Below are 23362 nucleotides of genomic sequence, written 5' to 3'. Positions count from 1 at the left end.
AACGAGTATGCGAGAAAAGGGAGAGAGGGCCATGGTCGCGTTTATCGCGGGAATGTTTGTGGGTTCGTTTGTGATGCTCGTCATCATGAGCATGATGGCGGTGGCGAAACGGGCGGATGAAGCAAGCGAACGGTGGAGGGAAAAGTGAGAAGCTTGCAGAGGAGCGTTAGGCAATGATCGAACGCCTTAGGTGTTCTAAGACATGCTGGTTAATACAGATGCACGGTTTCATGCACGGGAGCAGCGGCAACTCCCTTGATAAAAAGGGGCTTAATCCCGTAAAATTTCCGAAACCGAACGGTAGGTGGAATTTCGTTATACCAGTCATACTGAACATATGATTGTGCCTTTAATCCAACATATTTCCAATAAACAATTGGTATTCGATAAGGGTATCGAGATGTTGGTTTTGATCTTGTGACTTTTAACTTCCCTCCGAAAGAAGTCTCCTACTTCTAAACGTGAAGGTGCGCCAGCACCAGTGAAAGTGGGAGATGAATGTCGGTTGGCGTTAGCCAACGAATAGGATAGAATATGGCTAGAACGGACACCTTCGGAACGAAGGGAAGCGTAAAGGGTTCTTGTGTGTGGCTTACCGTTCAGCGAACACACACAAGTCGCTTGAAGCCCCCACCTCTAAGCGAAGCGTAGGTGGTGGGTAGTTCACTCCAATAGCAATGGCTCGATTGCCTCTAAAACCCAAAATAAGAACAGGACGATATGTACCGCCCTGCCCTTCCTGAAAACGAAAATATATATCGTAAATACCACCCGGCTGCATCATTCTTCATCTAGCCACCGTTGATGCACAGGATTATTGGGATTCACAGTCACAACACCATCAGGGCTAACATCCAATAAAGGAGCAGAAGGCAACCGATCAAAACAAATGCTTGAACTTAAAGACGCATTGATGTTTGCGTATCGATTTCGCACAGCAGGTTTAGCATAAATCGATCTTAATGACTGTGCTCGCACATCTTTTCGCCTTGAGATGGCTGATCTTCGCAACTGGCGATGCTCCTTTCTGCGCATACGCTATCACCACCTTAGCAATAGCATATGCCTGTTTTGAAAAAACATGTACGAGACATACGCTGGCTATAATGTACATCTATTATAGCATATACAAGAGGGGATAACAAAACCAACCAATCTACAAAAATCCTTTGTTTCTACCTTGTTAGGGTGTGACATGTGAGTAGTGATTTCCGCTCTTTCCCTCGACCGGCTCCATTAACCATCGGAGGTCATAAAGAAACGCATCTTGGTTCATACTAAAGGAAAAGCTCGCAAAAGAAAGGGACTCGCCATGCTTCGTGAACTCGACTGGATGACGTACATCATGATCATTTTGGCCAGCTATCGGTTCACCCACTTGATCGTCTTTGATAAGATCACGGAGTTTATTCGCAATCCGTTTATGAAAAAAGAGACAATCCAACACGAAGACGGGAGTACGGAAATCAAGAAAGTGCCGAAATCGAAATTCGGCTATTTGTTGAACTGTTACTGGTGCGCGGGCGTATGGAGCGCGATTTTTCTCGCGCTTGGGTATTTATTCATCCCGAAGATCGCCATGCCGTTCATTTTTATTTTTTCGATCGCTGGGGCGCAAGCGATTTTGGAAACATTCGTCGGGGTGGGGACGAAGGCAATCGATCTTCTGTCGGCGGCGAAAAAGCGGATGGACTGACATTGGCGGGCGTACGGCGGAAACATGCGGCACGCTCGCTTTTCTTGCTTTTGTCGATACATCATGGTTAACTTATATCATTTATATACTGATTGACGGAAACCATTTCATTGGTCGGCGTGGCCGTTTCATGACGGATGTTCGTTTTTATATAAGCAAATCATGATATGATGATGAATGGAGGGGTGATATGCCGCAACTCGCAATGGAGATAGGAGCAGCCGCTCGGGTGTTGAAGCTGCTCGGCGATCCGACGCGGCTGACGATTTTGGCGATTTTGAATCAGCGGGAGTGCTGTGTGTGCGAGCTGCTTGAGGTGTTTTCGACCAGCCAGCCAGCGATCAGCCAGCATCTTCGCAAGTTGAAAGACGCCGGGCTGATCCAAGAGGAGCGGAGGGGGCAATGGGTGTATTATTCGCTCCGGCCGCAAAGCGAATACTACTCCCTGTTGCAAGCGGTGTTGTCGTACGTTCCGGACCAAGGCGAAAACATTCGCAAAATCGAGAGAGCGAATCCGACGGCCCGCTGCGGGTGCTGACTTTAAACGCTCGCGTTTACGGCGGGGAGCAACAACTTTGAGCTGGCCATTGCCGTCGCCGTTGGGGTGTTTGGCATTCATTCGGGCGCGGCGTTTGCGGCAGTTATCGGTCCGCTCATTGAAGTGCCGGTGATGCTGGCGCTTGTCAACGTAGCATTGGCGTTTCAGCGAAAGTATTTTTCTTCGGGCAATCCAACATCAACGTAAAGGTGGGAACCATCGATGAAGAAAAAAGTCATATACTTTTTATGCACCGGCAACTCGTGCCGCAGTCAAATGGCGGAAGGCTGGGCGAAACAACTTCTTGGTGAGGAATGGGAAGTGCACAGCGCCGGCATTAAAGCGCATGGCCTCAATCCGAATGCGGTGAAAGTGATGAAGGAAGTCGGCATCGACATTTCGAACCAAACGTCTGATGTCATCGACCCGGATCTCCTCAACCGCGCTAATTTGGTCGTGACGCTGTGCGGCCATGCGGCCGACCACTGCCCGGTCACACCGCCGCACGTGAAGCGCGTCCATTGGGGCTTTGACGACCCGGCGAAAGCGGAAGGGACCGAAGAGGAGAAACTCGCGGTGTTTCGCCGCGTCCGCGATGAAATCGGCGAGCGCATTTGCCGGTTTGCCGAGACGGGGGAATAGGGGCGGTGCAGCGAGGCAGGCGCAAAGAGCGGGGAAACTATCTTGCATAGGGTGCGCAGCAACTGCTCGTCGAAGTGCGGCCGGAAACGGAGAATTGGCTGGGCGGACGAAAACCGCTCAGCGTGACGAAGATGGTGAGAAGCCATCTTGTTGATAGACGAAATGAGCACATCGATGAAGGCGGTGCCACATTAGGTCACAGGAGGAGAAACGAAATGGAGTTATTTCATCAGTTAGCTCGCCGAAACATCAAAATCCGCAAACAGTCCGGTTTCGGAGCGCAATGGCGACAACAGTGGGAAGAGGTGTTTGCCGGCCATTTGACAGCGGAAGAAAAACAACACATCCACCTTCGTAATCGGAATGGAGTCAACGGCTACTTATGGCATGTGTTCAGCTATGGGATGAGAGGCTGTTTCACAGGAGAAGAAGCGGAAATGGCGTTTGATCAAGAAGAGAAAACGTGTTGCTATCTTTTCTTTCAACATGGCGACGATGCGTTCACCGTGGAGGATGCGTCCGGCTTGAAAGCCGCCGATCTGGCAACGGAAAACGACAAAATCGATCTATATGTGGTGGACAGTGAGTTCAACTGGACGTTTGTCATGACGCATGAAAGCGGATGGCTTGGCCCGTATTTTAGCAGAAGGTGACAGCCATGGCTTATCGGTAGCCAAGGAAATCCAATGAGACAGAAAGAAAAAGAGTTCCAACCGAGCCCCAGGAAGACTAGGTTGGAACCTTTTTATTATCGATCGTCGGCCGGGAACACGATGCCGGTTTGTTTTCGCGCTTCGTCCATGATTTCCATCGTCCAAAGCGAATGGCGGTGCGAGTTGATGGCCGATTCGTGTTCTCCGTTTTCGATCAAACGGATAAACTCTTGTGCTTCATAATACATCGGCGGCTTGTCCTGCGGCGCGGTGATGTCCTCGACGCGTCCGTCGCGGTAGCGGATTTCCGCTTTGGCTGGTGTGTGGATGGCGTCGATGATCATGTTTCCGTCTTCCCCTTGAATCTCCGAAGGCAAGTGTGAGTTCGTGATTTTCGAATAAAAGACGACCGCGTCCATGTCGCCGTAATCGAGCACGATCGAGCCCTCGCCATCAACGCCGGATTCGAGCTTCACGCTTTGCGCCTTCACGCTGCGGGGTTGGCCGAACAAAACGACCATCGGGTACAGGCAATAGACGCCAAGGTCCATCAACGCCCCGTTCGAGAGAGCGGGGTTGAAGGCGTTGAGCACCGTTCCTTGCTTATAGGCGTCATAGCGCGATGAGTATTGGCAATAGTTCGCCACATAGCGGCGGATGCGGCCGAGTTTCGGCAAGTGCTCGCGGATGGACCGGAATGTGGGAAGCAACGTCGCCTTCATCGCTTCCATCAATACGACGCCGTTTCGATTGGCCGCTTCGATCATCGCTTTGACTTCTTTCGCATTGGAGGCGAGCGGTTTTTCGCATAAGACGTGCTTGCCGTGGTTCATGAGCCAAATCGCCTGCTCGGCATGAAGTGCGTTCGGGCTGGCAATATAGACGGCATCAATGCCGTCGCTTTCGGCCAGCTTTTGCAAGTCCGTGAACGTCCGCGGCGCCCCGACTTTGTCGGCAAACTGCTTTGCGGTCTCCTCGGTTCGCGAGTAGACCGCGGCGAGTTCGAAGGAATCGACGAGGCGCGCGGCGTCAAGAAATGCTTCGGTGATCCAGTTTGTGCCGATGGTTGCGAATCGAATCATGTTGTTTGGCCTCCTTCATTTGTATCGCCCCCATTGTACCACAAATCAACGGAGAGGCTTCGTTTTGTCATCGTCATGGAGCAACTGTGCTTTTCTCTCTAGTTTTCATACAGCTCGATCGGCAGCCCGTCCGGATCTTGGAAGAAGGTGAATCGTTTGCCGGTCGCTTCATCAACGCGGACGGGTTCGGGATCGATGCCGTGTTGGCGCAAGTAGGCAATGGCTTCATCGAGGTTGTCCACCGCCAAAGCAAGATGGCGCAGTCCGCACGCTTCCGGGTAGCTTGGGCGCTTCGGCGGGTTTTCAAAGGAAAATAGCTCAAGCTGAATGCCGCCATCAGCCTCCAAATCGAGTTTGTACGAACGGCGCTCAGCGCGGTATTGCTCCCGGATGGGGCGAAATCCGAGAATTTCTGTATAAAATCGTTTTGATCGTTCATAGTCCGAGCAAATCAAAGCGATATGGTGAATCGTGGCAAGGCGCATGTCAATTCCTCCCTCTCCTTATATTGACAGTTTGACAATCTATAGACTATCATAAATCTTGTAGGTTGGAAAATTTAAAATATTCATTTTATATTTTGGTAGAAAAAACGAATGGTCACCACGTTTTTTGTAAGCGCTTAACTTCTATGTTTCCTCATGATCGCCGCACCAATTGATGCTGCACCATTGTGTTTGTTTCCCATCACAGCATGAGAACAAGGGGAAGGGGATATGGCATGATCTACGAATTTAAATTGCCTGACATCGGCGAAGGGCTGCATGAAGCGGAAATCATCCGCTGGCTCATTCGCGAAGGGGATGTGGTCAAGGCCGATCAGCCGATCGCTGAAATTCAAACGGATAAGGCGATGGTGGAAATGACGACGCCGGTCGCTGGCAAAGTGGTGGCGCTTGCCGGGCCGGAAGGGGCGACGGTGAAGGTTGGAGAGCCGTTGATTGTCGTGGAAACCGAGGCGGCGGTGGCGGCCGAAGCGGCGCCGACTGACCATTTGGCTCAGGAGCCTGCGTCTGCTGTTCATATAGAAGCCCCGCGCCCAACGGTGGGGCGCAAGCGGGCGATTGCCGCGCCCTCGGTGCGCAAGCGGGCGCGGGAGTTGGGCGTTCCGATCGATGAAGTGGAAGGAACGGGCGAAGGCGGCCGGGTGACGCTCGCCGACTTGGAGCGATATGTCCGCGAGCGGGAAGCAGCCGTGGCGGTGGCAGAGCAACGTGAAAGGAGCGGGGCCGCGGTTTTGCCAGTTGGGGGCACGGCGATAGAGCAAAAGGCAGACAAAGCCGCATGGACGTCCATCGCCAGCACGGAGCTTGTGGTTCCAGAAGAAGAGCGCATCCCGCTTCGCGGCTTGCGCAAAAAAATCGCCGAAAAAATGGTGAAATCGGCGTACACGGCGCCGCATGTGACCGGGATGGACGAGGTGGACGTGACGAAGCTCGTCGAGATCCGCAAAAACCTGGCCAGCGAGCTGGCCAAGGAGCAGATCAAGCTGACGTATTTGCCGTTTATTATTAAAGCGGTGACAAGGGCGCTGAAGCAATATCCGATGTTTAACGCTTCGCTCGATGAAGAGACGAATGAAATCGTCTTGAAAAAACGCTATCACATCGGCATCGCGACGGCGACGAAAGCGGGGCTTGTCGTCCCTGTCATCCGCGACGCCGATCAAAAATCGATCCGCGAGCTCGCCGTTGAGATCGCCGAGCTGTCGGAAAAAGCGCACCGCCAGGCGCTTCGCCTTGACGAGCTGCAAGGAAGCACGTTTACGATCACGAGCACCGGCGCGGGCAGAGGGTGGTTTGCGACGCCGATCATCAACTATCCGGAAGTGGCGATTTTCGGAGCGCATGCGATCAAACGGCGCCCGGTTGTCGTCGGTGACGAAATTGTCATCCGCGATATGATGGGAATGTCGCTCACCTTTGACCACCGCGTCATTGACGGCGAGCCGGCCGGGCGGTTTATGCGGACGGTGGCGCACTATTTGGAAAATCCGGAAGTGTTGCTCTTGGACGTGCGGTAGGCGGCGCTCGGTTAGGAGGACATGTCTTCGTGCTGGAAGAGAGCGAGCGACAAAGAGAAGCAGCTGGGCCGTGATGAAAAAATGATGAGGAGGGAAGCCCATGTTTGACCCGGACAAATTGCCGGTCGAGATTGTGCAAATTCTCGATGAAAACGGAAATGGCGATGAGGAGAAGTTAGCGGCGTTTTCCGATGAATGGCTGCTTCGCGCCTATCGGGAAATGCGGCGGGCGCGCGTCATTGATGAGCGGCTGTTGCGCATGCAGCGGCAGGGGCGGATCGGGACCTACGCCCCGTTCAGCGGCCAAGAGGCGGCGCAAATCGGCAGCGCCCTTGCGCTTCATAAAGACGATTGGATTTTCCCGAGCTACCGCGAAGTGGCGGTATGCTTGATGCATGGCATGCCGCTTGAACAGTTTTTCCATTACGTGCAGGGCCGCCTGTCGGGAAAACGGATGCCGGATGGGGTGAATATTTTTCCGACGCAAATCATCATCGCTGCTCAGACGCTTCATGCGGTCGGCTGCGCGTGGGCGTCGAAATTGAAGGGCGAACCGCACGTATCGGTGGCGTATTTCGGCGACGGGGCGACGTCAGAGGGCGATTTTCATGAAGCGATGAATTTTGCCGCGGTGTACAACGTGCCGGTCATCTTTTTCTGCCAAAACAACCAATACGCCATCAGCGTCCCGTACCGGAAGCAGACGGCCAGCCGGACGATCGCGCAAAAGGCGCTTGCGTACGGGATGAAAGGGGTGCTCGTTGACGGCAATGACGTGCTGGCGGTGTACGAAACGATGAAGCAGGCCGTCGAAGCCGCTCGCCGCGGCGAGGGGCCGATGTTGATCGAGGCGCTCACCTATCGGCTCGGGCCGCACACGACGGCGGATGACCCGACGAAATACCGCCGGCCGGAAGAAGTCGAGACATGGCGGGCGAAAGATCCGCTCCGCCGTCTGCGCCTGCTTTTGGAACGGCGCGGATTATGGACGGAAGCGCAGGAAGACGCGCTTGTCGCCCAAGTGAATGATGAAGTGACCGCGGCGTACGAGGCGGCCATCGCCAGCAAGTCCGGTTCGATTGTCGATGCATTCGATTGTGTGTACAGCGAGGCGCCCAAATTGCTGGCCGAGCAAAAAGACGAAGTGATGCGGCGCAAACAACGGAGCGGGGTGAGATAAATGGCGGAATTGACGATGATTGAAGCGATCAATGAAGCGATGCGCCAAGAGATGGAGCGCGATCCGCGCATCATCGTGCTGGGCGAAGATGTCGGCGAAAACGGCGGCGTCTTCCGGGCGACGGACGGGCTGCTTGCGCAGTTTGGCGAGGGGCGCGTGTTTGATACGCCGCTTGCGGAATCGGGCATTATCGGCACGTCTATTGGACTGGCGATCAACGGCATGCGCCCGATTGCCGAAATTCAGTTTCTCGGGTTTGTGTACCAGGCGATGGACCAGCTGGCGGCCCAGGCGGCGCGCATCCGCTTCCGCTCGGCCGGACGGTTTTCGTGCCCGATCGTCGTGCGCAGCCCGTACGGCGGCGGGGTGCGGACGCCGGAATTGCACTCCGATGCGTTGGAGGCGCTGTTTACCCATTCGCCGGGCTTAAAAGTCGTCATGCCGTCCAATCCGTACGATGCGAAAGGGCTGCTCATTTCCGCCATTCGCGATGAAGACCCGGTTCTGTTTCTGGAGCCGATGAAGCTGTATCGGGCGTTTCGCATGGAAGTGCCCGAAGAGCCGTACACGATTCCGCTCGGCCAAGCACGGGTTGTGAAAGAAGGAGACGATGTGACGATCATTGCTTGGGGGGCGACCGTGCCGCTTGCCGCCAAAGTCGCCGCCGAGATGCAAGCGAAAGGAGTCAATGCGGAGGTCATCGACCTTCGCTGCCTGCAGCCGCTTGATATCGACACCATCATCACTTCGGTGGAAAAAACAGGACGGGTGATGATCGTCCATGAAGCGGTGAAAACAGGCGGGTTTGGCGCGGAAGTGGCGGCCTTGATCAGCGAACGGGCGCTGTTTTCTCTATCAGCTCCAATCGTGCGTATCGCCGGCTACGACACGCCGTATCCGGTGCCGTCGGTGGAGGATGATTGGCTGCCGAACGCCGAGCGGATTGCGGAAGGAATTGAAACGTTGCTCCGTTACTAAACGAACCATGCCATCCGGGTCGATCGATCCACCATCAGAGTGCGTCAAGAGAAAAGGCGGCGCATCGATGGGTGGCGCCGCTTGATCCGATCGGGTGAGGAGGAGAACGATGAACGTATACGAATCACTGCTGGAATTGATCGGCGACCGCGAGCGGGTGAGCATCAATGAAACGGTGCTCGAACACCACAGCAAAGGCATCGCCTACCATGCGCCGCATGCGCCAGATGTCGTCGTGTTTCCGAAAACGGCGGAGGAAGTGAGCCGGGTGATGGCGTTTGCCAACGAGCATCGCATTCCGGTCACACCGTTTGGCGCCGGCACGAGCTTGGAAGGGCACGTCATTCCGGTCCAAGGCGGGATTAGCCTCGATTTGACGTTGATGAACCACATCATTGACATTCGTCCCGATGATTTTTTGGCGATCGTCGAGCCCGGGGTGACGCGGCTGCAGCTGAATGAGGCGCTGAAGCGATACGGGTTGTTTTTCCCGGTCGATCCGGGGGCGGACGCGACGATCGGCGGCATGGCGGCGACGAACGCGAGCGGCACGAACTGCGTGAAATACGGCGTCATGCGCGATCAAGTGCTCGGATTAGAGGTGGTGCTCGCTGACGGTTCGGTCATGCAAACGGGCAGCTTGGCGGTGAAATCGTCGGCCGGCTATGACTTGACCGGCTTGTTCGTTGGATCGGAAGGGACGCTTGGCGTGTTCACCCGTCTTATTGTCCGCCTGCATGGCATTCCGGAGGCGACAACGGCCATCAAAGTGTGCTTTCCGTCGCTTGAGGCGGCAGCGCAAGCGGCGTTTGCCGTGCTGAAAGCGGGCGTCGGTCCGGGGAAAATCGAGCTCGTTGACGAGGCGACGATCGCGGCGGTCAATGCGTACAAAAAAACCGATTACCCGGTGAAGCCGACGCTCTTTATTGAACTGAGCGGCAGCCCGTCAAGCGTCGAGGAAGGGACAAAGCTTGTCAACGAATTGTGCGAAGCGGAGGGGGCGGTTTCGTTTGTGGTCGAGACCGACTCGCTCGCCCGCGCGAAGCTGTGGGAAGCGCGCCACCATGCGGCGTTCGCCATTCAAGCCGCCTATCCAGGCAAGGCGATGCTCTCAACTGATGTGTGCGTGCCGCTGTCCGAGCTGCCGGGGGCGATCGCCGATACGCGCCGGCTTGTCAACGAGCAGAACATGACCGCCGCGATTTTCGGCCATGTCGGCGACGGCAATTACCATACGGTGCTTGCCTTTGACCCGAACGATGCGGATGAGATGGCGCGGATCGAACGCGTGCACGCCCATATCGTCCGCTATGCCTTATCGCGCGGCGGCACGTGCACAGGCGAGCACGGCATCGGCATCGGCAAACGGGCGTTTTTGCGTGAAGAAAAAGGAGACGCCGTGCTTTGGATGAAACGGTTGAAACAGCTGTTTGACCCGAACGGCATTCTCAATCCGGGGAAAATCTTTTTGCCGTAACGCTTCATCTGTATGGCGGCTCGATGGATTAGGTTGAATATTTCTCCCAAACATAAATGGGCTGAAGACGGGCCTTTATGGGGAAAAGGGTGCTCTCAATGGAACGGAGCACCTTTTTCTTCTTGTGTTTCTCTACAAGGATGGAGAGTGCCGTTGCTCGCATTTCATGGAACGTCCTCACGGTTGCTTTTTGCATACTGCGCGCTTGCTTTTCTTATCCTTTTTGTAACAGTTTGTTACTCCGAAGAAACAATTGTTTTTCACGTTCGTCTCGTTACAAAAAGCCGCCGCGCCCTTTACTTTTTTCGCCAAACACGGTTTATTGGTGATAGAATGATTCATCGACGTTGTTGTGAGAAAGGAGACGATCTGAATGGAGCATCGCCATCTGAAACCGTTTCCGCCCGGGTTTTTATGGGGTGCGGCATCAGCTGCGTATCAAGTCGAAGGGGCGTGGAACGAAGATGGAAAAGGATTATCGGTATGGGATGTGTTTGCCAAACAGCCGGGCCGAACGTTTAAGGGAACAAATGGTATCAGCGTGTGATTGCGACGAACGGTGCCGAGCTGTAGCTTTGTCACCGCCCGCTCGGCCCGCGGTCAGTCTGCGTCGGCAGCAACCGGTACATTTCCTTCGCGAGCCGCTCAAGCAAATAAACGACCGGCAGTTGTGTTGTCACATCCGTCTGTCCCATCCGCTCGGCGGTGGCATAATACGTCAAGTTGTAGTCCGAGATGTTCGCGAGTGTGCAATGTTTCCGGTTGGTGATGCTGATGATCGTGCTGCCGTTTTCCTTGAACCGGTGCACTTGGGCGAGCGTATATGACGTCTCTCCAGACACCGACAAGGCGATCACGGCGCAGTTGTGGAAATAATGGCCGTAAATCGGAAAAAACGGGTCCTTGATGTAGACGGAAAACTTTTGAAAGGCAGAAAAATAGCGCGATCCGTATTCAGCCAAAATGCCGGAGCTGCCGGAGCCGACAAAAATCACGTGATCCGCCCGGGCGATCGCGGCTGCCGCATCCAGAATGGTCCGCTCGTAATCGGCGGTCAGCGTCCGTTCGAAAAATTCCTTAAGCGCCTCTTGACTGCTGATGATCGCGGTTCGCTTTGTCTCGCGCAAATACAGCTTCCATTTCGTTTTAAATTCACTGAACCCTTCGCATCCGACCTTTTTGCAAAAGCGGAGCACGGTCGGCGGCGAGACATGGACGGCCTCGGCGAGCTCGCGAATGCGCATGTACGCGACTTCATGAGGATGTTTCATCACATAGTCGTAAATGGCGTAGTCGAGCTCGGAGAACTGGGCGATTTGTTCAGGAGTGAACATCGGGACACCTCGCTTTCATGGGACGGAACGTGCGATAGCTGGGAAAGGATGGCGCTTCCAAGCCCACTGGTTGATTCCTACATTGATTATACCATGCCCAACAGGGCGAAAGGGGAAGAGGAGTATGGATAAACGATTGAAAATGGCGACGATCGGCGGCGGGTCGAGCTACACGCCGGAATTGGTCGAAGGGTTGATCAAGCGTTATCATGAATTGCCGGTCGGGGAATTGTGGCTTGTCGATATTCCGGAAGGCAAAGAAAAACTCGAAATCGTTGGCGCACTGGCCAAACGGATGGTCGAAAAAGCCGGTGTGCCCATTGAGATTCATTTGACACTAGACCGCCGCCGGGCCTTGGAAGGAGCAGACTTTGTTACGACGCAATTTCGTGTCGGCGGCCTAGAGGCACGGGCGAAAGACGAGCGCATCCCGCTCAAATACGGGGTGATCGGCCAGGAGACAAACGGCCCGGGCGGATTGTTTAAGGGATTGCGGACGATTCCGGTCATTTTGGACATCATTCGCGATATGGAAGAGCTTTGCCCTGATGCATGGCTGATCAACTTCACGAACCCGGCTGGGATGGTGACAGAAGCCGTCTTGCGCTATACGAAGCAGGAGAAAGTCGTCGGGTTGTGCAACGTGCCGATCGGCATGCGCATGGGCGTCGCCAAGCTGCTTGGCGTTGATGCCGACCGCGTGCACATTGATTTTGCCGGCTTGAACCATATGGTGTTTGGCTTGCACGTCTATCTGGACGGCGTCGAGGTGACCGAAAAGGTGATTGATCTCGTCGCCCATCCAGACCGCTCCGGTGTGACGATGAAAAACATCGTTGACCTTGGCTGGGAGCCGGATTTCTTAAAAGGGTTGAAGGTGCTGCCTTGCCCGTACCACCGGTATTACTACCAAACAGACAAAATGCTCGCCGAGGAGCTGGAGGCGGCGAAAACGAAAGGGACGCGCGCCGAGGTTGTGCAGCAGCTCGAAAAAGAGCTGTTCGAGCTGTACAAAGACCCGAACTTGGCCATCAAGCCGCCGCAGCTCGAACAGCGTGGTGGGGCGTACTACAGCGACGCCGCGTGCAGCTTGATCAGCTCCATTTACAACGACAAGCGCGACATTCAGCCGGTCAACACGAGAAACAACGGCGCCATTGCGAGCATCCCTCCGGAATCGGCGGTGGAGGTAAACTGCGTCATCACGAAAGATGGACCGAAACCGATCGCCGTCGGCGATTTGCCGGTCGCGGTGCGTGGGCTCGTCCAGCAAATCAAGTCGTTCGAGCGCGTCGCTGCCGAGGCCGCGGTCACCGGCGACTACCAAACCGCGCTCGTCGCCATGACGATCAACCCGCTTGTCCCGTCTGACACCATCGCCAAACAAATGTTGGACGAAATGCTTGAAGCGCATAAAGAACATTTGCCGCAGTTTTTTAAACAGGCCAAAACAGTAGCTGGAAACTAAATCGTTTGGAAAAGCGATTGACAAAGCCGCCTGTCGCCGGGGCGGCTTTGTCATTTCATCGTGAAAAGCCGCACAACACAAGGGCTTTCTTCCCATTCACATTCCCCTTATTTTAGACAAAATCAATGCTTTTCACCAGCCTTTTCGGCAGGATTTTGCCCAAGGCGCGGCGAAGAAAATAAAGAAAGTTCAAATATCACAAGGAGGGAGACCGTGTCCGAAACGCGAATCGATCACGACCGGTTGTTTAAGGAGTTGCTGTCGACGTTTTTTGAAGAGTTTTTGCTTCTGTTTTTTCCGCACGTGTATGAACAAGTCGACTTCCGCCACGTCTCCTTTTTGTCCGAAGAGGTGTTTACGGATGTGGCGGCCGGCGAAAAGCACCGTGTGGATCTATTGGTGGAAACAAAATTGAAAGGGGAAGATGGGCTGATCATCGTCCATATCGAACACCAAAGTTACACGCAGCCGACGTTTCCCGAGCGCATGTTCATTTATGTCAGCCGTTTGTTTCAAAAATACCGCCGTCGCATTCTTCCCATTGCCATCTTCAGCTATGACGAACACCGCGATGAACCGTCCTCGTTCACCATCAAGTTTCCGTTCCTAACCGTTGTCGATTTCCGCTTTCTTACTGTTGAACTGCGCAAACAGCCATGGCGTGAGTACATTCGCCGCGACAACCCGGTCGCGGCCGCCTTGTTAAGCAAAATGGGGTATAATGAAAGTGAGAGAGTGGCAGTGAAAAGAGAATTTTTGCGCATGCTCGTCCGCTTGGAGCTTGACGAAGCGAAACAGCGGCTGTTGTTTGGATTTTTCGAGACGTATTTGACGCTGTCCGAACAAGAGGAAATCCAATTGCGAAACGAGGTGAACCAAATGGGAACGAAGGAAGCGAAAAAAGTGACGGATCTCATCGTGTCGTATGAGCAACGGGGGATGGAAAAGGGAATCGAAAAAGGAATCGAAAAAGGAATCGAAAAAGGCAAGATGGACATCGCGAAACGGATGCTAGGGAAAGGATATGATGTGCCAACGATTTGTGAATTGACTGGACTGTCGGTTGAGGCAGTGGAAAAGTTGAAAGGATAAACGAGTGGAGAGACCCCGTTCCGATGCAGCGAGCTTGTTTCGGAACGGGGTTTTTTTGCTCGCTCTGCACTTGATGATGGGCATGGCCATCGCCGTATGGCGAATGATGCCGGCCGGACTGACCCCTATTTGGATTTCATATAGATGCAATTCATCCATTTTCTTTTGTCTAGGCTAGCGCCCCGACGTTCGTGTACAATGGCGGTAGGAGGGATCAAGATGCGCGATTGGTGGAAACGGCTGTTTTACGGGGGCGGCATCGCCGCGCTGATTGGAAGCGCTTCCTTCACCGCCTATTGCGCTTGGAACGTGTATGCGTATCCGAAATCAGAAAAGGAACGGGTTCCGGAAACAACAAAAGAGGCCTATCATTTCGTGCTTGTGCCGGAGGAACTCGATAATGATTACTGGCGGCTCGTGGAAAAAGGAGCGAAAGCGGCGGCGAAAGAACTGGGGGTTGACCTCGAGTATATCGGCCCGCGGCAGGCGAATATTGATGAGCATTTGCGCATTTTGAAAAAAGCCGCGGCAGCGAAAGTCGATGGGATCATCACCCAAGGGTTGACGGAAGCGGAATTTGTCCCAGTGATTAACGAAATCACGGACAAGAATATTCCTGTGGTGACGATCGATACGGATGCTCCAACGAGCCGACGCGTCGCCTATGTGGGAACGGATAATTATTATGCCGGTTTTCTCGCGGGACGGGCGTTGGCTGAGGATACAAAGGGCAAGGCGACGGTCGCGATTATTACCGGCAGTTTGACGGCGGCGCACCAACAGCTGCGAGTGCGCGGATTTGAGGATGCAGTGAGACAGGAAAAAGGAATCCGCATCGTTGCCATCGAAGAGTCGCACATTACGCGTGTGCAAGCCGCGGAAAAGGCGTATACGATTTTGAAAAAGCACCCGGATGTGAATGCGTTTTACGGCACGAGCGCGCTTGATGCGATTGGCGTTGCCAAGGTGGTCGAGCAGTTTCATCGGGAGCAAAAGACGTATATTATTGGCTTTGACACGCTGCCGGAGACGATCCGCTATTTGCAAAAAGGAACGATTGCGGCGACGGTGGTGCAGGAGCCGTATGAAATGGGATACAAGGCTGTCAAAATGATGGCCGAGATCGTCGCCGGGAAAGACGTGCCGGTGGTGACGAATACGGAGACGAAAGTCATTCGGAAAAAAGACTTGCCGCTGCGCCCGGCGCGCAATTATGAGGTCAACACGCCATGAAGGGGCCTGCCAGGCCTCCGTAGGGAGGGGGCTGAAAGCGGAGAAGGGTTGGCGAGCGCTAAAGCATGAGAGATGGCCGCCTTGACGTTCGAACACGTTCGACTTGAAGCGGCAGGACGATGCAGGCAACAAAGCGCCGGTGACAGCGGGGTGGAATTCAGATGAACATTCGGACGAAGATGCTGCTTTGCTTTACCGTTTTTTTGCTTTTGCTGAACGGAGCGGTGTTTCTTTTGTATCAGACGAGCGAAGAGATGATGAGCGATTATGATCAACGGATGCGCCGATTGTTGTTGCTCAATGAGGTGTCGCAGCGGGCAAACCGAATGATGGAACAGCTCAATGCGTACGTCTCGGAAAAAGAAGGACGGTATGCACGCGCTTATGAGCGGGAGTTCCGCTGGCTGCAGCAACGCCGCCGGCAGCTCGGCGCCATCTTGCCAGTGCTGTCCGACCGGCTGGCGGCGGAAAACTATGAACATATGATTGAAAGTTTGCTGGAGGAGGCGGCGCTGACGGTCTATCATTTTCAAGCTGGAAATATTGGCTTGTACTCATCCCACTTGCATGAAACGATGAACATTGCGTCCTTTTTGCAAGAGGAAACGTTAAACTTGATTGACGATGAGCTGACGGCCTACCAACGGCGGTACGATGAAGTGGAGCGGCGCAACCGCTATTTCCGCTATATGGGAATGGGATTGTTTGTCACGACGTTGTTGCTTGGCGCCTTGCTGGCGGTGTTCTTTTCCGGCCACTTAACGAAGCCGATCATTCTTCTCTCGCGCGCTGCCCGATCCATCGCTGACGGGCGGCTGGACGGGCCGGATATTGAGCCGATGACCAACGATGAGCTGCGGCTGTTGACGATCACGTTTAATGACATGCGCCGCAATTTAAAGCAGCTGATTGCGGAGATGAAACAAAAGGCTGAGCTCGACCGGCTGGTGAAGGAGCTGGAACTCAAAAGCTTGCAAAGCCAAATCAATCCGCATTTTTTATTCAATACGCTGAACACGGTTGCGAAGATGGCGTACTTGGAGGACGCCCAGCAAACGTCGCGGCTGATTGAAGCGGTGGCGGCCATTTTGCGCTACAACTTGGGTGATTTGCAGCGGACGGTGACGCTTGCCGATGAGGTGCGCATCGCCCGTGAATATTTCTTCATCCAGCAGACGCGGTTTTTTGATCGGATCAAGTTTTCGTTAGAGGCGGAACCATCTTGCCTCGATCAACCGATTCCGCCGCTCACGTTGCAGCCGCTGATTGAAAATGCGTTCATCCATGGCATTGAGACGTACGAGCAGGGAGCCGAGCTGTCCGTGTCCGTTTTCGCCGAAAACGGGCGGGTCGTTGTGGAAGTGCGCGACAATGGCGTTGGCATGGATGAGCAGGTGAAAGCGGAGCTTGAAGCGTTGATCCGCGGCGAAGAACCGCGGACGCGCCGTGAGCAAGGGCGCGGCCATTCAACCGGCATCGGCTTGCACAATGTCATTCGCCGACTGCAGCTGTTTTACGGAGTGATGGATGTGGCCGAAATCGAGTCTGCACTAGGAAAAGGAACGACGGTGCGGTTATGGCTGCCAAGATGGCAAGGGGGGATGAACGGTGAAAGTGGCGATCGTCGATGATGAGGCGTTGGAGCGAAGAGCGCTTTGCAAAATGATTAGCGACCACCTTCCGGATATCGAGGTGGTCGCCGAGGGCGCCAACGGGCGCGAGGCGGTCGAGATCGCCAAGCGTTATCGTCCGGATATCATGCTGATTGACATCAAAATGCCCGGCCTTGACGGGCTGCAAGCGATCGAAGCGATTCGCCAAGACGGCCTCGATCTGGAGTTCATTATTGTGTCGGCGTTTGATTTGTTCGACTATGCGAAACAAGCGATGCGGTTTGGCGTCAAGGAATATTTATTGAAACCGAGCCGGAAGGAGGAGGTCATTTCGGCTTTGGAACGGGTCAGCCAAGAAGTGGCGGCCAAGCGGCGACACGAGGAGAGCAGCCGCCAGCTCGAGGAGCAGATTCGCCGGTTGCAGACGCTTGTGGAAAGCGAATGGCTGTCCGTCCTCATGACAGAAGACGTATCGGCTGATGAGTGGGAGCGATGGAAGGAACTGCTGCCGTTTTCGATTGCGTCGGGGATGTTCCTCGTCATTCAGTTCCCGGATGCAGGGGTGGCTGACGAATGGAAATCATGGCTGGACAAGCAGCTTAGCGGGAAGGCGCCAACGCGCTATTGGATCGGGCGGATGGCGAACCGGCGCCTGCCGGTCTTGTTTTTCCGCAGCCCAAACGATGGCGAGCCAGCCTGGAAGCCCGTCATCCAGGCATTGGCGCTCGATTTGGCGCGGCAGTTTTCGGCCCGGTACGGCGCCGCGCTGTATATCGGGCTCGGCTCCCCGTTTTCCCGCCTTGACCAACTTCGTTCCTCGTACTATGAGGCGCTGTCGGCCGCTCATTATTACGCCGACCGGCAAAAAGCACAAGTGGGGTTTCTGCCGGCGGAAGCGACGCGCGCCGGCGGGGAAGCGGAACGGGATAAACAGCTGTTTGAAGCGCTGCGCCTTGGCGACATCGAGCAAGCCCGGATGATTTGTCTGACGTATATAGAGGAACTGGCCTCTTCTCATTCACTGCCGGCCGCCGGCCGCAAAGCGGAAGAGACCTTTGTGTGGCTCGGGCGTCTTCTATCGGAGCTGGGCATTCGTTATGAGCGGCTCGCTTCCTTTGCTTCCTGCCGGTCGGCGGCAGAATTGAAGCGAGCGGCGCTTGATGAACTGGACCGCATCGCCGCTGATCTCGAGGTTTGGCGCCAGCAGCAAGCGTATGGCAAAATCGGCAAGGCGAAAGAGTACATTGACCGCCATTATGCCGAGCCGCTGACGCTTGAGGAGGTGGCGGAACAAGCCGGGATGAGCCCATACTACTTCAGCAAACTGTTCAAAGAACAGTTTGGCATCACCTTTATCGACTATGTGACGAACGTGCGCATCGAACGGGCGAAAGAAGCGCTGGCTGAGACGGATCAAAGCTTAAAAGAAATTTGTTTTTCAGTCGGCTACAACGACCCCAACTATTTCAGCCGCGTCTTTAAAAAGCAAACCGGCCTGTCGCCGAGCGAATACCGGAAAAAAGTACAGGCGCGCTGACAAGGGGAGTGCTGTCTCCAACAAGGAAGGTGCATGGCAAGTCAAAAGGTAAGTCCCGCGGACAAAGCAGGCTCCACCCTTCTTCCGGCGTCCGAAGCGAAGCCCGCCCCACTGATGGGGAGACGGGCTTTTTTCGCGCCATGGAAGCGAACCGGCCGTTAGCTGTACCAGCGAGCCTTCCGTTTGCCCAACAGGAGAAAGGAAAACAAAAAAGTGAAGAAAAACGCAAAAAAGTGAAGAAATCAAGCCGCCGATTGATAAGCGGCCCATGGTACACTCAACATTGAAAGGGGTTTCAAAAACAAACGGAAAAGGGGGAGGAACATGAGAAAGAAAGCATCCGCATGGCTGGCGTTGGCGCTTGGCGTCGGTATGGCGCTGTCGGGCTGCAGCAGCTCGAACTCTTCTTCGTCCGATGACGCCAAACAAGGCAGCCAAAAAGCGGGAGAGAAGCTCGAGATTTTCAGCTGGTGGACCGGAGCCGGTGAGGAAGACGGCTTAAAAGCGCTCATCAAACTGTTCCAAGAAAAATATCCGGATATTGAAGTCGAAAACGCGGCGGTGGCCGGCGGGGCGGGAACGAACGCCAAGGCGGTGTTGGCGAGCCGCATGCAAGGAAACGATCCGCCATCGACGTTCCAAGTACACGGCGGAGCGGAGCTGAATGAAGGCTGGGTGGCCGCCGGCAAAATGGAGCCGCTCAACGATTTATATGAAAAAGAAGGCTGGATGGACAAATTCCCGAAAGCGTTGATTGACATGGTGAGCAAAGACGGCAACATTTACTCCGTGCCTGTCAACATTCACCGCGGCAACGTGCTTTGGTACAACAAAAAAGTATTTGCCGACAACGGGCTTCAGCCGCCGAAAACATTCGACGAGTTTTTCCAAGTGGCCGACAAGCTGAAAGCAAAGGGCATTACGCCGCTCGCCTTAGGCGACAAAGAGCCGTGGGCAGCGACGCACCTGTTTGAAAACGTGCTGCTTGGCACGCTCGGAACGGAAAACTACAAGAAACTTTGGACGGGAGAATTATCGTTTAACGACCCACAAGTGAAACAAGCCGTTGAGACGTTTAAGAAAATGCTTGGCTATATTAACGAAGACCATAGCTCGCGCAACTGGCAAGACGCCGCCCAGCTCGTCGCCGAAGGAAAGGCGGCCATGTACGTGATGGGCGACTGGGTGAAGGGCTATTTTGTCAACGATTTGAAATTGAAGGTGAACCAAGACTTCGGTTATGTGCCGGTGCCGAATACGGAAGGCAAGTTTATGGTCATTACCGATACGTTCGGCCTGCCGAAAGGCGTGAAAAACCCGGACGATGTGAAGAAGTTCTTATCGGTGCTTGGTTCGGTGGAAGGGCAAGATGCGTTTAACCCGCTGAAAGGCTCCATCCCGGCCCGCATCGACGCGGATCCGTCCAAGTACGATGAATACGGCAAACAAACGATGCAAGACTTCAAGACGGCGGAGCTGGCGCCGAGCTTAGCGCACGGTTCAGCAGCGCCGGAAGGGTTTGTCACGAAGGTCAATCAGGCCGTCAACATTTTCGTGACGCAAAAAGATGTGAAGACGTTCATCGACACGTTGGCATCGGCCGCCGCAGAACTGAAGAAGTAATCGGGAAAAGGGGACGGGAGCCATTCTCTTCCCCTTTTCGTCATCATGAGGAGGGATCTTAGTGGAAACGGTCAACATCACGCCAGCCGAGAAGACAGCGGCTGTCCCCGCGGTGCGGAAAAAGCGGAAATGGACGGCCGATCATTGGCTGGCAGCGGCGTTTTTGGCACCGTCGGTCGTACTGATTTTCTTATTTGTGTACGGGTTTATCGGCTGGACGGGGTATGTGTCCTTGAGCAACTGGAATTCGCTCGTGCCGGATTGGTCGTTTGCCGGGTTGAAAAACTATCTGTATTTGTTTCATGATTTCCGCTTCCAGGCCGACTTGCGCAATACACTTGTGTTTACGGTGTTGTTTATCGCCGCCGTCATTGTGCTCGGCCAACTGCTTGCCATTTTGCTTGACCAAAAACTGCGCGGCGAGTCGCTGTTCCGCAACATTTTCTTCTTCCCGATGGCCTTGTCATTTGTCGTCACCGGAGTCGTGTGGCAATGGCTGTTCAACCCGTCAACGGGCGTCAACTTGTTTTTAAAACCGCTTGGCTTGGATGGAAAATGGTATACGGATACGAACATTCTGTTCGGATTTCATTGGGGCAAGATTGAGTTTGGCATCCCGGTCGCCATCATTGCGGTGGTCGTGGCGGCTGTTTGGCAAATGACTGGCTTTGCCGTCGCGATGTATCTCGCCGGCCTGCGCGCCATTCCAGATGAAGTGCGGGAAGCGGCGCGGATGGACGGAGCGACCGAGTTTCAATTGTATTGGAAAATCATTTTGCCGCTGCTGCGGCCGATCACTGTCAGCGTCATCATCATCATGGCTCATATTTCGCTCAAAATTTTCGATTTGATTTACGCCATGACCGGGCCGGGGGCGAACTTTGTCACCGATGTGCCGGGCGTGTACATGTTTGAAACGACGTTCCGCGGCAACTATTACGCCAACGGCGCGGCGATTGCGATCGTGATGCTGCTGTCGGTCGCCATCTTTATCGTTCCATATCTCATCTCAAGCCGCAAGGGGGGATCGTGATGGCGAGATCCATGTGGGCGCGGCCGTTTTTGTATTTGTTGGCCCTCGTCATGAGCGTGTTTTTCCTGTTGCCGGTGTATGTCATGGTCACAACGAGCTTGAAGCCGCTCGATGAAGTGACATTGGCCGATATGTGGAAGCTGCCGTCAACGATCGATTGGAGCAGCTACGCGACGGCATTTGACAAGCTCGCCCCAAACTTTTGGAATTCGATTTTGCTCGTCGTGCCGGCGACGCTGCTCTCCGCGCTGCTGGGGTCGCTCAACGGCTATGTACTGTCGAAATGGAAGTTTAAAGGAGCGGATACGCTCTTTACGCTCATTTTGTTCGGGATGTTCATTCCGTATCAAAGCATTCTCATTCCGCTCATCCAATTTTTGCGCGAAATCGGGCTGTACAACACGATTCCGGGGCTTGTGTTCGTCCATGTCGTCTACGGCATTCCGATCACCACACTGATGTTTCGGAATTTCTACGCGGCGATCCCCGATGAAATGATTGAGTCGGCGAAAATCGACGGCGCTGGGTTTGTCCGTATTTTTCGTTATATTATGCTCCCCTTGTCCATCACTGGATTTGTCGTCGTGGCGATCTGGCAGTTTACAAACATTTGGAACGAGTTTTTGTTCGCCGTGACGATCACGACATCGGACAAACAGCCGATCATGGTCGCCTTGCAAAACTTATCCGGCAGTCAAATCGTCCAATGGAACGTGCAAATGGCGGGAGCCCTGTTGGCGGCGCTGCCGACCTTGCTTGTGTACATCTTCCTTGGCAAATATTTTGTCCGTGGGTTGTTGGCTGGTTCGGTGAAGGGGTGAGCCAATCAGCAGTGTAGATCAACAAACCCGGTAGACAATAGAATCGATTGCGCTATGTTTCAAAAAGCCGCTGATCAGCGGCTTTTTGTCATTGATGCCCTCTCCCTTTTTCTAGTAAGATAGATACAAGAAAAGAGCAGATGAAGAAAGAGAGGCGTACATATGATCCTAGGAGCCATTGAAGCTGGAGGCACGAAATTTGTCTGCGCCATCGGCGATGAACAGGGGAACATCCATGAACGAGCGGTGTTTCCGACGACGGCGCCGGAAGAGACGATGGCGCACGTCATCGACTTTTTCCGTCCGCACCGCATCGAGGCGATTGGCATCGGGTCGTTCGGCCCGGTCGATTTGCGTCCGGACAGTCCGACGTACGGGTATATTACGAGCACGCCGAAACAGGCGTGGGCGCAGTTTGATTTTGTCGGCACGATGAAGCAGCATTTTCCCGTGCCGATCGGCTTTGACACGGATGTCAACGCGGCGGCGCTCGGTGAGCTGCGCTGGGGGGCGGCGCAAGGATTGGATAGTTGCCTATATATGACGGTCGGGACAGGCATTGGTGTCGGCGCCGTCGTGGAAGGGCGTCTGCTTCACGGGATGCTTCATCCAGAAATGGGACATATGTTCGTCCGCCGCCATCCGGATGATGCGTTTGCCGGCATCTGCCCGTATCATGGCGACTGTTTGGAAGGCATGGCGTCCGGCCCGGCGATTGAGCGGCGTTGGGGGAAAAAGGGGGCGGAGCTGGCCGACCGGAGCGAGGTGTGGGAGCTTGAGGCGTTTTACTTAGCCCAAGCGATCGCCAACTACATCCTCATTTTATCGCCGAAAAAGGTGATCACGGGCGGGGGCGTCATGAAGCAGACGCACGTGTTGCCGCTTGTGCGCCGTCATGTGCAGGAGTTGCTCAATGGGTATGTTCAGCACGAAGCGATTCTCGAGAAGATCGACGAGTACATCGTTCTTCCAGGGCTTGGCGACAACGCCGGTGTTGCGGGTGCCTTGGCGCTGGCGGCTGCAGCGTCATGCGAATAATGGGAACGGCTGTCCACAGCTTTTGCGTGAAGCTGCGGACGGCTGTTTTTTTGTGGAAGACACAATGACTAATTGTTCAATGGACGAGAATAAATAAATGACTTATTGGTCAAAAAAACATCGTTTTTTAGTTGCATAAGTTTGTAACGATAGTTTATAATGGCTTTGACTGTTTGGTCATATAGAGTGTGGAGGCGAGGACAATGGCCGATGTTCGGCGGTTGGTTGAATGGCTGCAGCGGTGCGGCGTGCGGGTTGATTTCGTGAAACCGCGCATATTGTTGCCGTCTTATCTGCAGTG

General features: G+C 54.3%; 21 protein-coding genes and 2 pseudogenes. 20 read left to right on the top strand and 3 right to left on the bottom strand.

Going from position 1 to position 23362, the window contains the following annotated elements:
- The first annotated feature begins 31 nt into the window (after nucleotides 1–31).
- The 6 genes and pseudogenes from ACR1UW_RS00590 to ACR1UW_RS00565 all read left to right on the top strand — a co-directional run bounded on the left by ACR1UW_RS00590 (nucleotide 32) and on the right by ACR1UW_RS00565 (nucleotide 3529).
- Nucleotides 32–148, top strand: coding sequence for a DUF3789 domain-containing protein (locus ACR1UW_RS00590; protein ID WP_011232702.1), 117 nt, complete (start codon nucleotides 32–34; stop codon nucleotides 146–148).
- A gap of 1164 nt (nucleotides 149–1312) precedes the next feature.
- Nucleotides 1313–1696 (top strand): DUF1360 domain-containing protein, encoded by a 384-nt coding sequence (locus ACR1UW_RS00585; RefSeq protein WP_498934258.1) that lies wholly within the window; start codon nucleotides 1313–1315, stop codon nucleotides 1694–1696.
- A gap of 190 nt (nucleotides 1697–1886) precedes the next feature.
- Nucleotides 1887–2234 (top strand): ArsR/SmtB family transcription factor, encoded by a 348-nt coding sequence (locus tag ACR1UW_RS00580; protein WP_096226099.1) that lies wholly within the window; start codon nucleotides 1887–1889, stop codon nucleotides 2232–2234.
- A 6-nt stretch (nucleotides 2235–2240) separates the two neighbouring features.
- Nucleotides 2241–2441: pseudogene (locus ACR1UW_RS00575) on the top strand (arsenic resistance protein); the annotation flags it as partial.
- Nucleotides 2442–2456: 15 nt separating this feature from the next.
- A complete protein-coding gene (gene arsC, locus ACR1UW_RS00570; protein WP_498934255.1) occupies nucleotides 2457–2876 on the top strand; it encodes an arsenate reductase (thioredoxin) in 420 nt (139 codons plus the stop codon).
- Nucleotides 2877–3091: 215 nt separating this feature from the next.
- On the top strand, nucleotides 3092–3529 hold the full coding sequence (locus tag ACR1UW_RS00565) for a DUF4275 family protein (RefSeq protein WP_150826036.1): 438 nt from the start codon (nucleotides 3092–3094) through the stop codon (nucleotides 3527–3529).
- 95 nt (nucleotides 3530–3624) lie between these two features.
- On the opposite strand, the gene ACR1UW_RS00560 is transcribed toward ACR1UW_RS00565, so the two are convergent.
- Together ACR1UW_RS00560 and gloA2 are read right to left on the bottom strand one after the other, a co-directional pair.
- Nucleotides 3625–4611 (bottom strand): Gfo/Idh/MocA family protein, encoded by a 987-nt coding sequence (locus tag ACR1UW_RS00560; RefSeq protein ID WP_237420916.1) that lies wholly within the window; start codon nucleotides 4609–4611, stop codon nucleotides 3625–3627.
- A gap of 98 nt (nucleotides 4612–4709) precedes the next feature.
- Complete coding sequence (gene gloA2 / locus ACR1UW_RS00555) at nucleotides 4710–5096, bottom strand: SMU1112c/YaeR family gloxylase I-like metalloprotein (protein ID WP_033011380.1); 387 nt, start codon at nucleotides 5094–5096, stop codon at nucleotides 4710–4712.
- A gap of 236 nt (nucleotides 5097–5332) precedes the next feature.
- On the opposite strand from gloA2, the gene ACR1UW_RS00550 reads away from it, so the two are divergent.
- The 5 genes and pseudogenes from ACR1UW_RS00550 to ACR1UW_RS00530 all read left to right on the top strand — a co-directional run.
- Nucleotides 5333–6634 (top strand): dihydrolipoamide acetyltransferase family protein, encoded by a 1302-nt coding sequence (locus ACR1UW_RS00550; RefSeq protein ID WP_498934254.1) that lies wholly within the window; start codon nucleotides 5333–5335, stop codon nucleotides 6632–6634.
- A gap of 100 nt (nucleotides 6635–6734) precedes the next feature.
- Entirely contained in the window at nucleotides 6735–7814 is a 1080-nt protein-coding gene (gene pdhA / locus ACR1UW_RS00545; protein WP_498934252.1) for a pyruvate dehydrogenase (acetyl-transferring) E1 component subunit alpha, read from the top strand.
- Nucleotides 7815–8792, top strand: a complete 978-nt coding sequence (locus tag ACR1UW_RS00540; protein ID WP_011232686.1) for an alpha-ketoacid dehydrogenase subunit beta — start codon at nucleotides 7815–7817, stop codon at nucleotides 8790–8792.
- Between the two features lie 109 nt (nucleotides 8793–8901).
- A complete protein-coding gene (locus ACR1UW_RS00535; RefSeq protein ID WP_498934249.1) occupies nucleotides 8902–10269 on the top strand; it encodes an FAD-binding oxidoreductase in 1368 nt (455 codons plus the stop codon).
- Nucleotides 10270–10642: 373 nt separating this feature from the next.
- Nucleotides 10643–10804 (top strand): annotated as a pseudogene (locus ACR1UW_RS00530) (family 1 glycosylhydrolase); the annotation flags it as partial.
- Between the two features lie 43 nt (nucleotides 10805–10847).
- Here the strand turns inward: ACR1UW_RS00530 and ACR1UW_RS00525 are convergent.
- Nucleotides 10848–11603 (bottom strand): MurR/RpiR family transcriptional regulator, encoded by a 756-nt coding sequence (locus ACR1UW_RS00525; RefSeq protein ID WP_011232683.1) that lies wholly within the window; start codon nucleotides 11601–11603, stop codon nucleotides 10848–10850.
- 124 nt (nucleotides 11604–11727) lie between these two features.
- Here ACR1UW_RS00525 and ACR1UW_RS00520 point away from each other — a divergent pair, with 124 nt between their 5' ends.
- The 9 genes from ACR1UW_RS00520 (at nucleotide 11728) to ACR1UW_RS00480 (ending at nucleotide 23061) form a co-directional block, all read left to right on the top strand.
- Nucleotides 11728–13071 carry a 6-phospho-beta-glucosidase gene (locus ACR1UW_RS00520; protein ID WP_011232682.1) on the top strand — a complete coding sequence of 448 codons (1344 nt, stop codon included), beginning with the start codon at nucleotides 11728–11730 and terminating at the stop codon, nucleotides 13069–13071.
- Between the two features lie 213 nt (nucleotides 13072–13284).
- Nucleotides 13285–14163 carry an Rpn/YhgA-type helix-turn-helix domain-containing protein gene (locus ACR1UW_RS00515; protein WP_014196869.1) on the top strand — a complete coding sequence of 293 codons (879 nt, stop codon included), beginning with the start codon at nucleotides 13285–13287 and terminating at the stop codon, nucleotides 14161–14163.
- Nucleotides 14164–14382: 219 nt separating this feature from the next.
- Nucleotides 14383–15396, top strand: a complete 1014-nt coding sequence (locus tag ACR1UW_RS00510) for a sugar-binding protein (RefSeq protein ID WP_014196867.1) — start codon at nucleotides 14383–14385, stop codon at nucleotides 15394–15396.
- Nucleotides 15397–15557: 161 nt separating this feature from the next.
- A complete protein-coding gene (locus tag ACR1UW_RS00505; RefSeq protein ID WP_011232679.1) occupies nucleotides 15558–17027 on the top strand; it encodes a sensor histidine kinase in 1470 nt (489 codons plus the stop codon).
- Entirely contained in the window at nucleotides 17005–18546 is a 1542-nt protein-coding gene (locus tag ACR1UW_RS00500; RefSeq protein WP_498934246.1) for a helix-turn-helix domain-containing protein, read from the top strand. Before ACR1UW_RS00505 ends, ACR1UW_RS00500 begins: the two co-directional genes overlap by 23 nt.
- Nucleotides 18547–18870: 324 nt before the next feature.
- Nucleotides 18871–20169 carry an ABC transporter substrate-binding protein gene (locus ACR1UW_RS00495; RefSeq protein ID WP_014196864.1) on the top strand — a complete coding sequence of 433 codons (1299 nt, stop codon included), beginning with the start codon at nucleotides 18871–18873 and terminating at the stop codon, nucleotides 20167–20169.
- A 61-nt stretch (nucleotides 20170–20230) separates the two neighbouring features.
- Nucleotides 20231–21202, top strand: a complete 972-nt coding sequence (locus ACR1UW_RS00490; protein WP_011232676.1) for a carbohydrate ABC transporter permease — start codon at nucleotides 20231–20233, stop codon at nucleotides 21200–21202.
- Entirely contained in the window at nucleotides 21202–22023 is an 822-nt protein-coding gene (locus ACR1UW_RS00485) for a carbohydrate ABC transporter permease (RefSeq protein WP_011232675.1), read from the top strand. The genes ACR1UW_RS00490 and ACR1UW_RS00485 overlap by 1 nt, the downstream gene beginning before the upstream one ends.
- A gap of 162 nt (nucleotides 22024–22185) precedes the next feature.
- Nucleotides 22186–23061 (top strand): ROK family protein, encoded by an 876-nt coding sequence (locus tag ACR1UW_RS00480; RefSeq protein ID WP_020278791.1) that lies wholly within the window; start codon nucleotides 22186–22188, stop codon nucleotides 23059–23061.
- Nucleotides 23062–23362 lie beyond the last annotated feature (301 nt).

This window comes from Geobacillus lituanicus (genome assembly GCF_050994965.1).
Taxonomy (GTDB): domain Bacteria; phylum Bacillota; class Bacilli; order Bacillales; family Anoxybacillaceae; genus Geobacillus; species Geobacillus stearothermophilus.
This window is presented reverse-complemented; position numbering and strand designations above follow the sequence as displayed.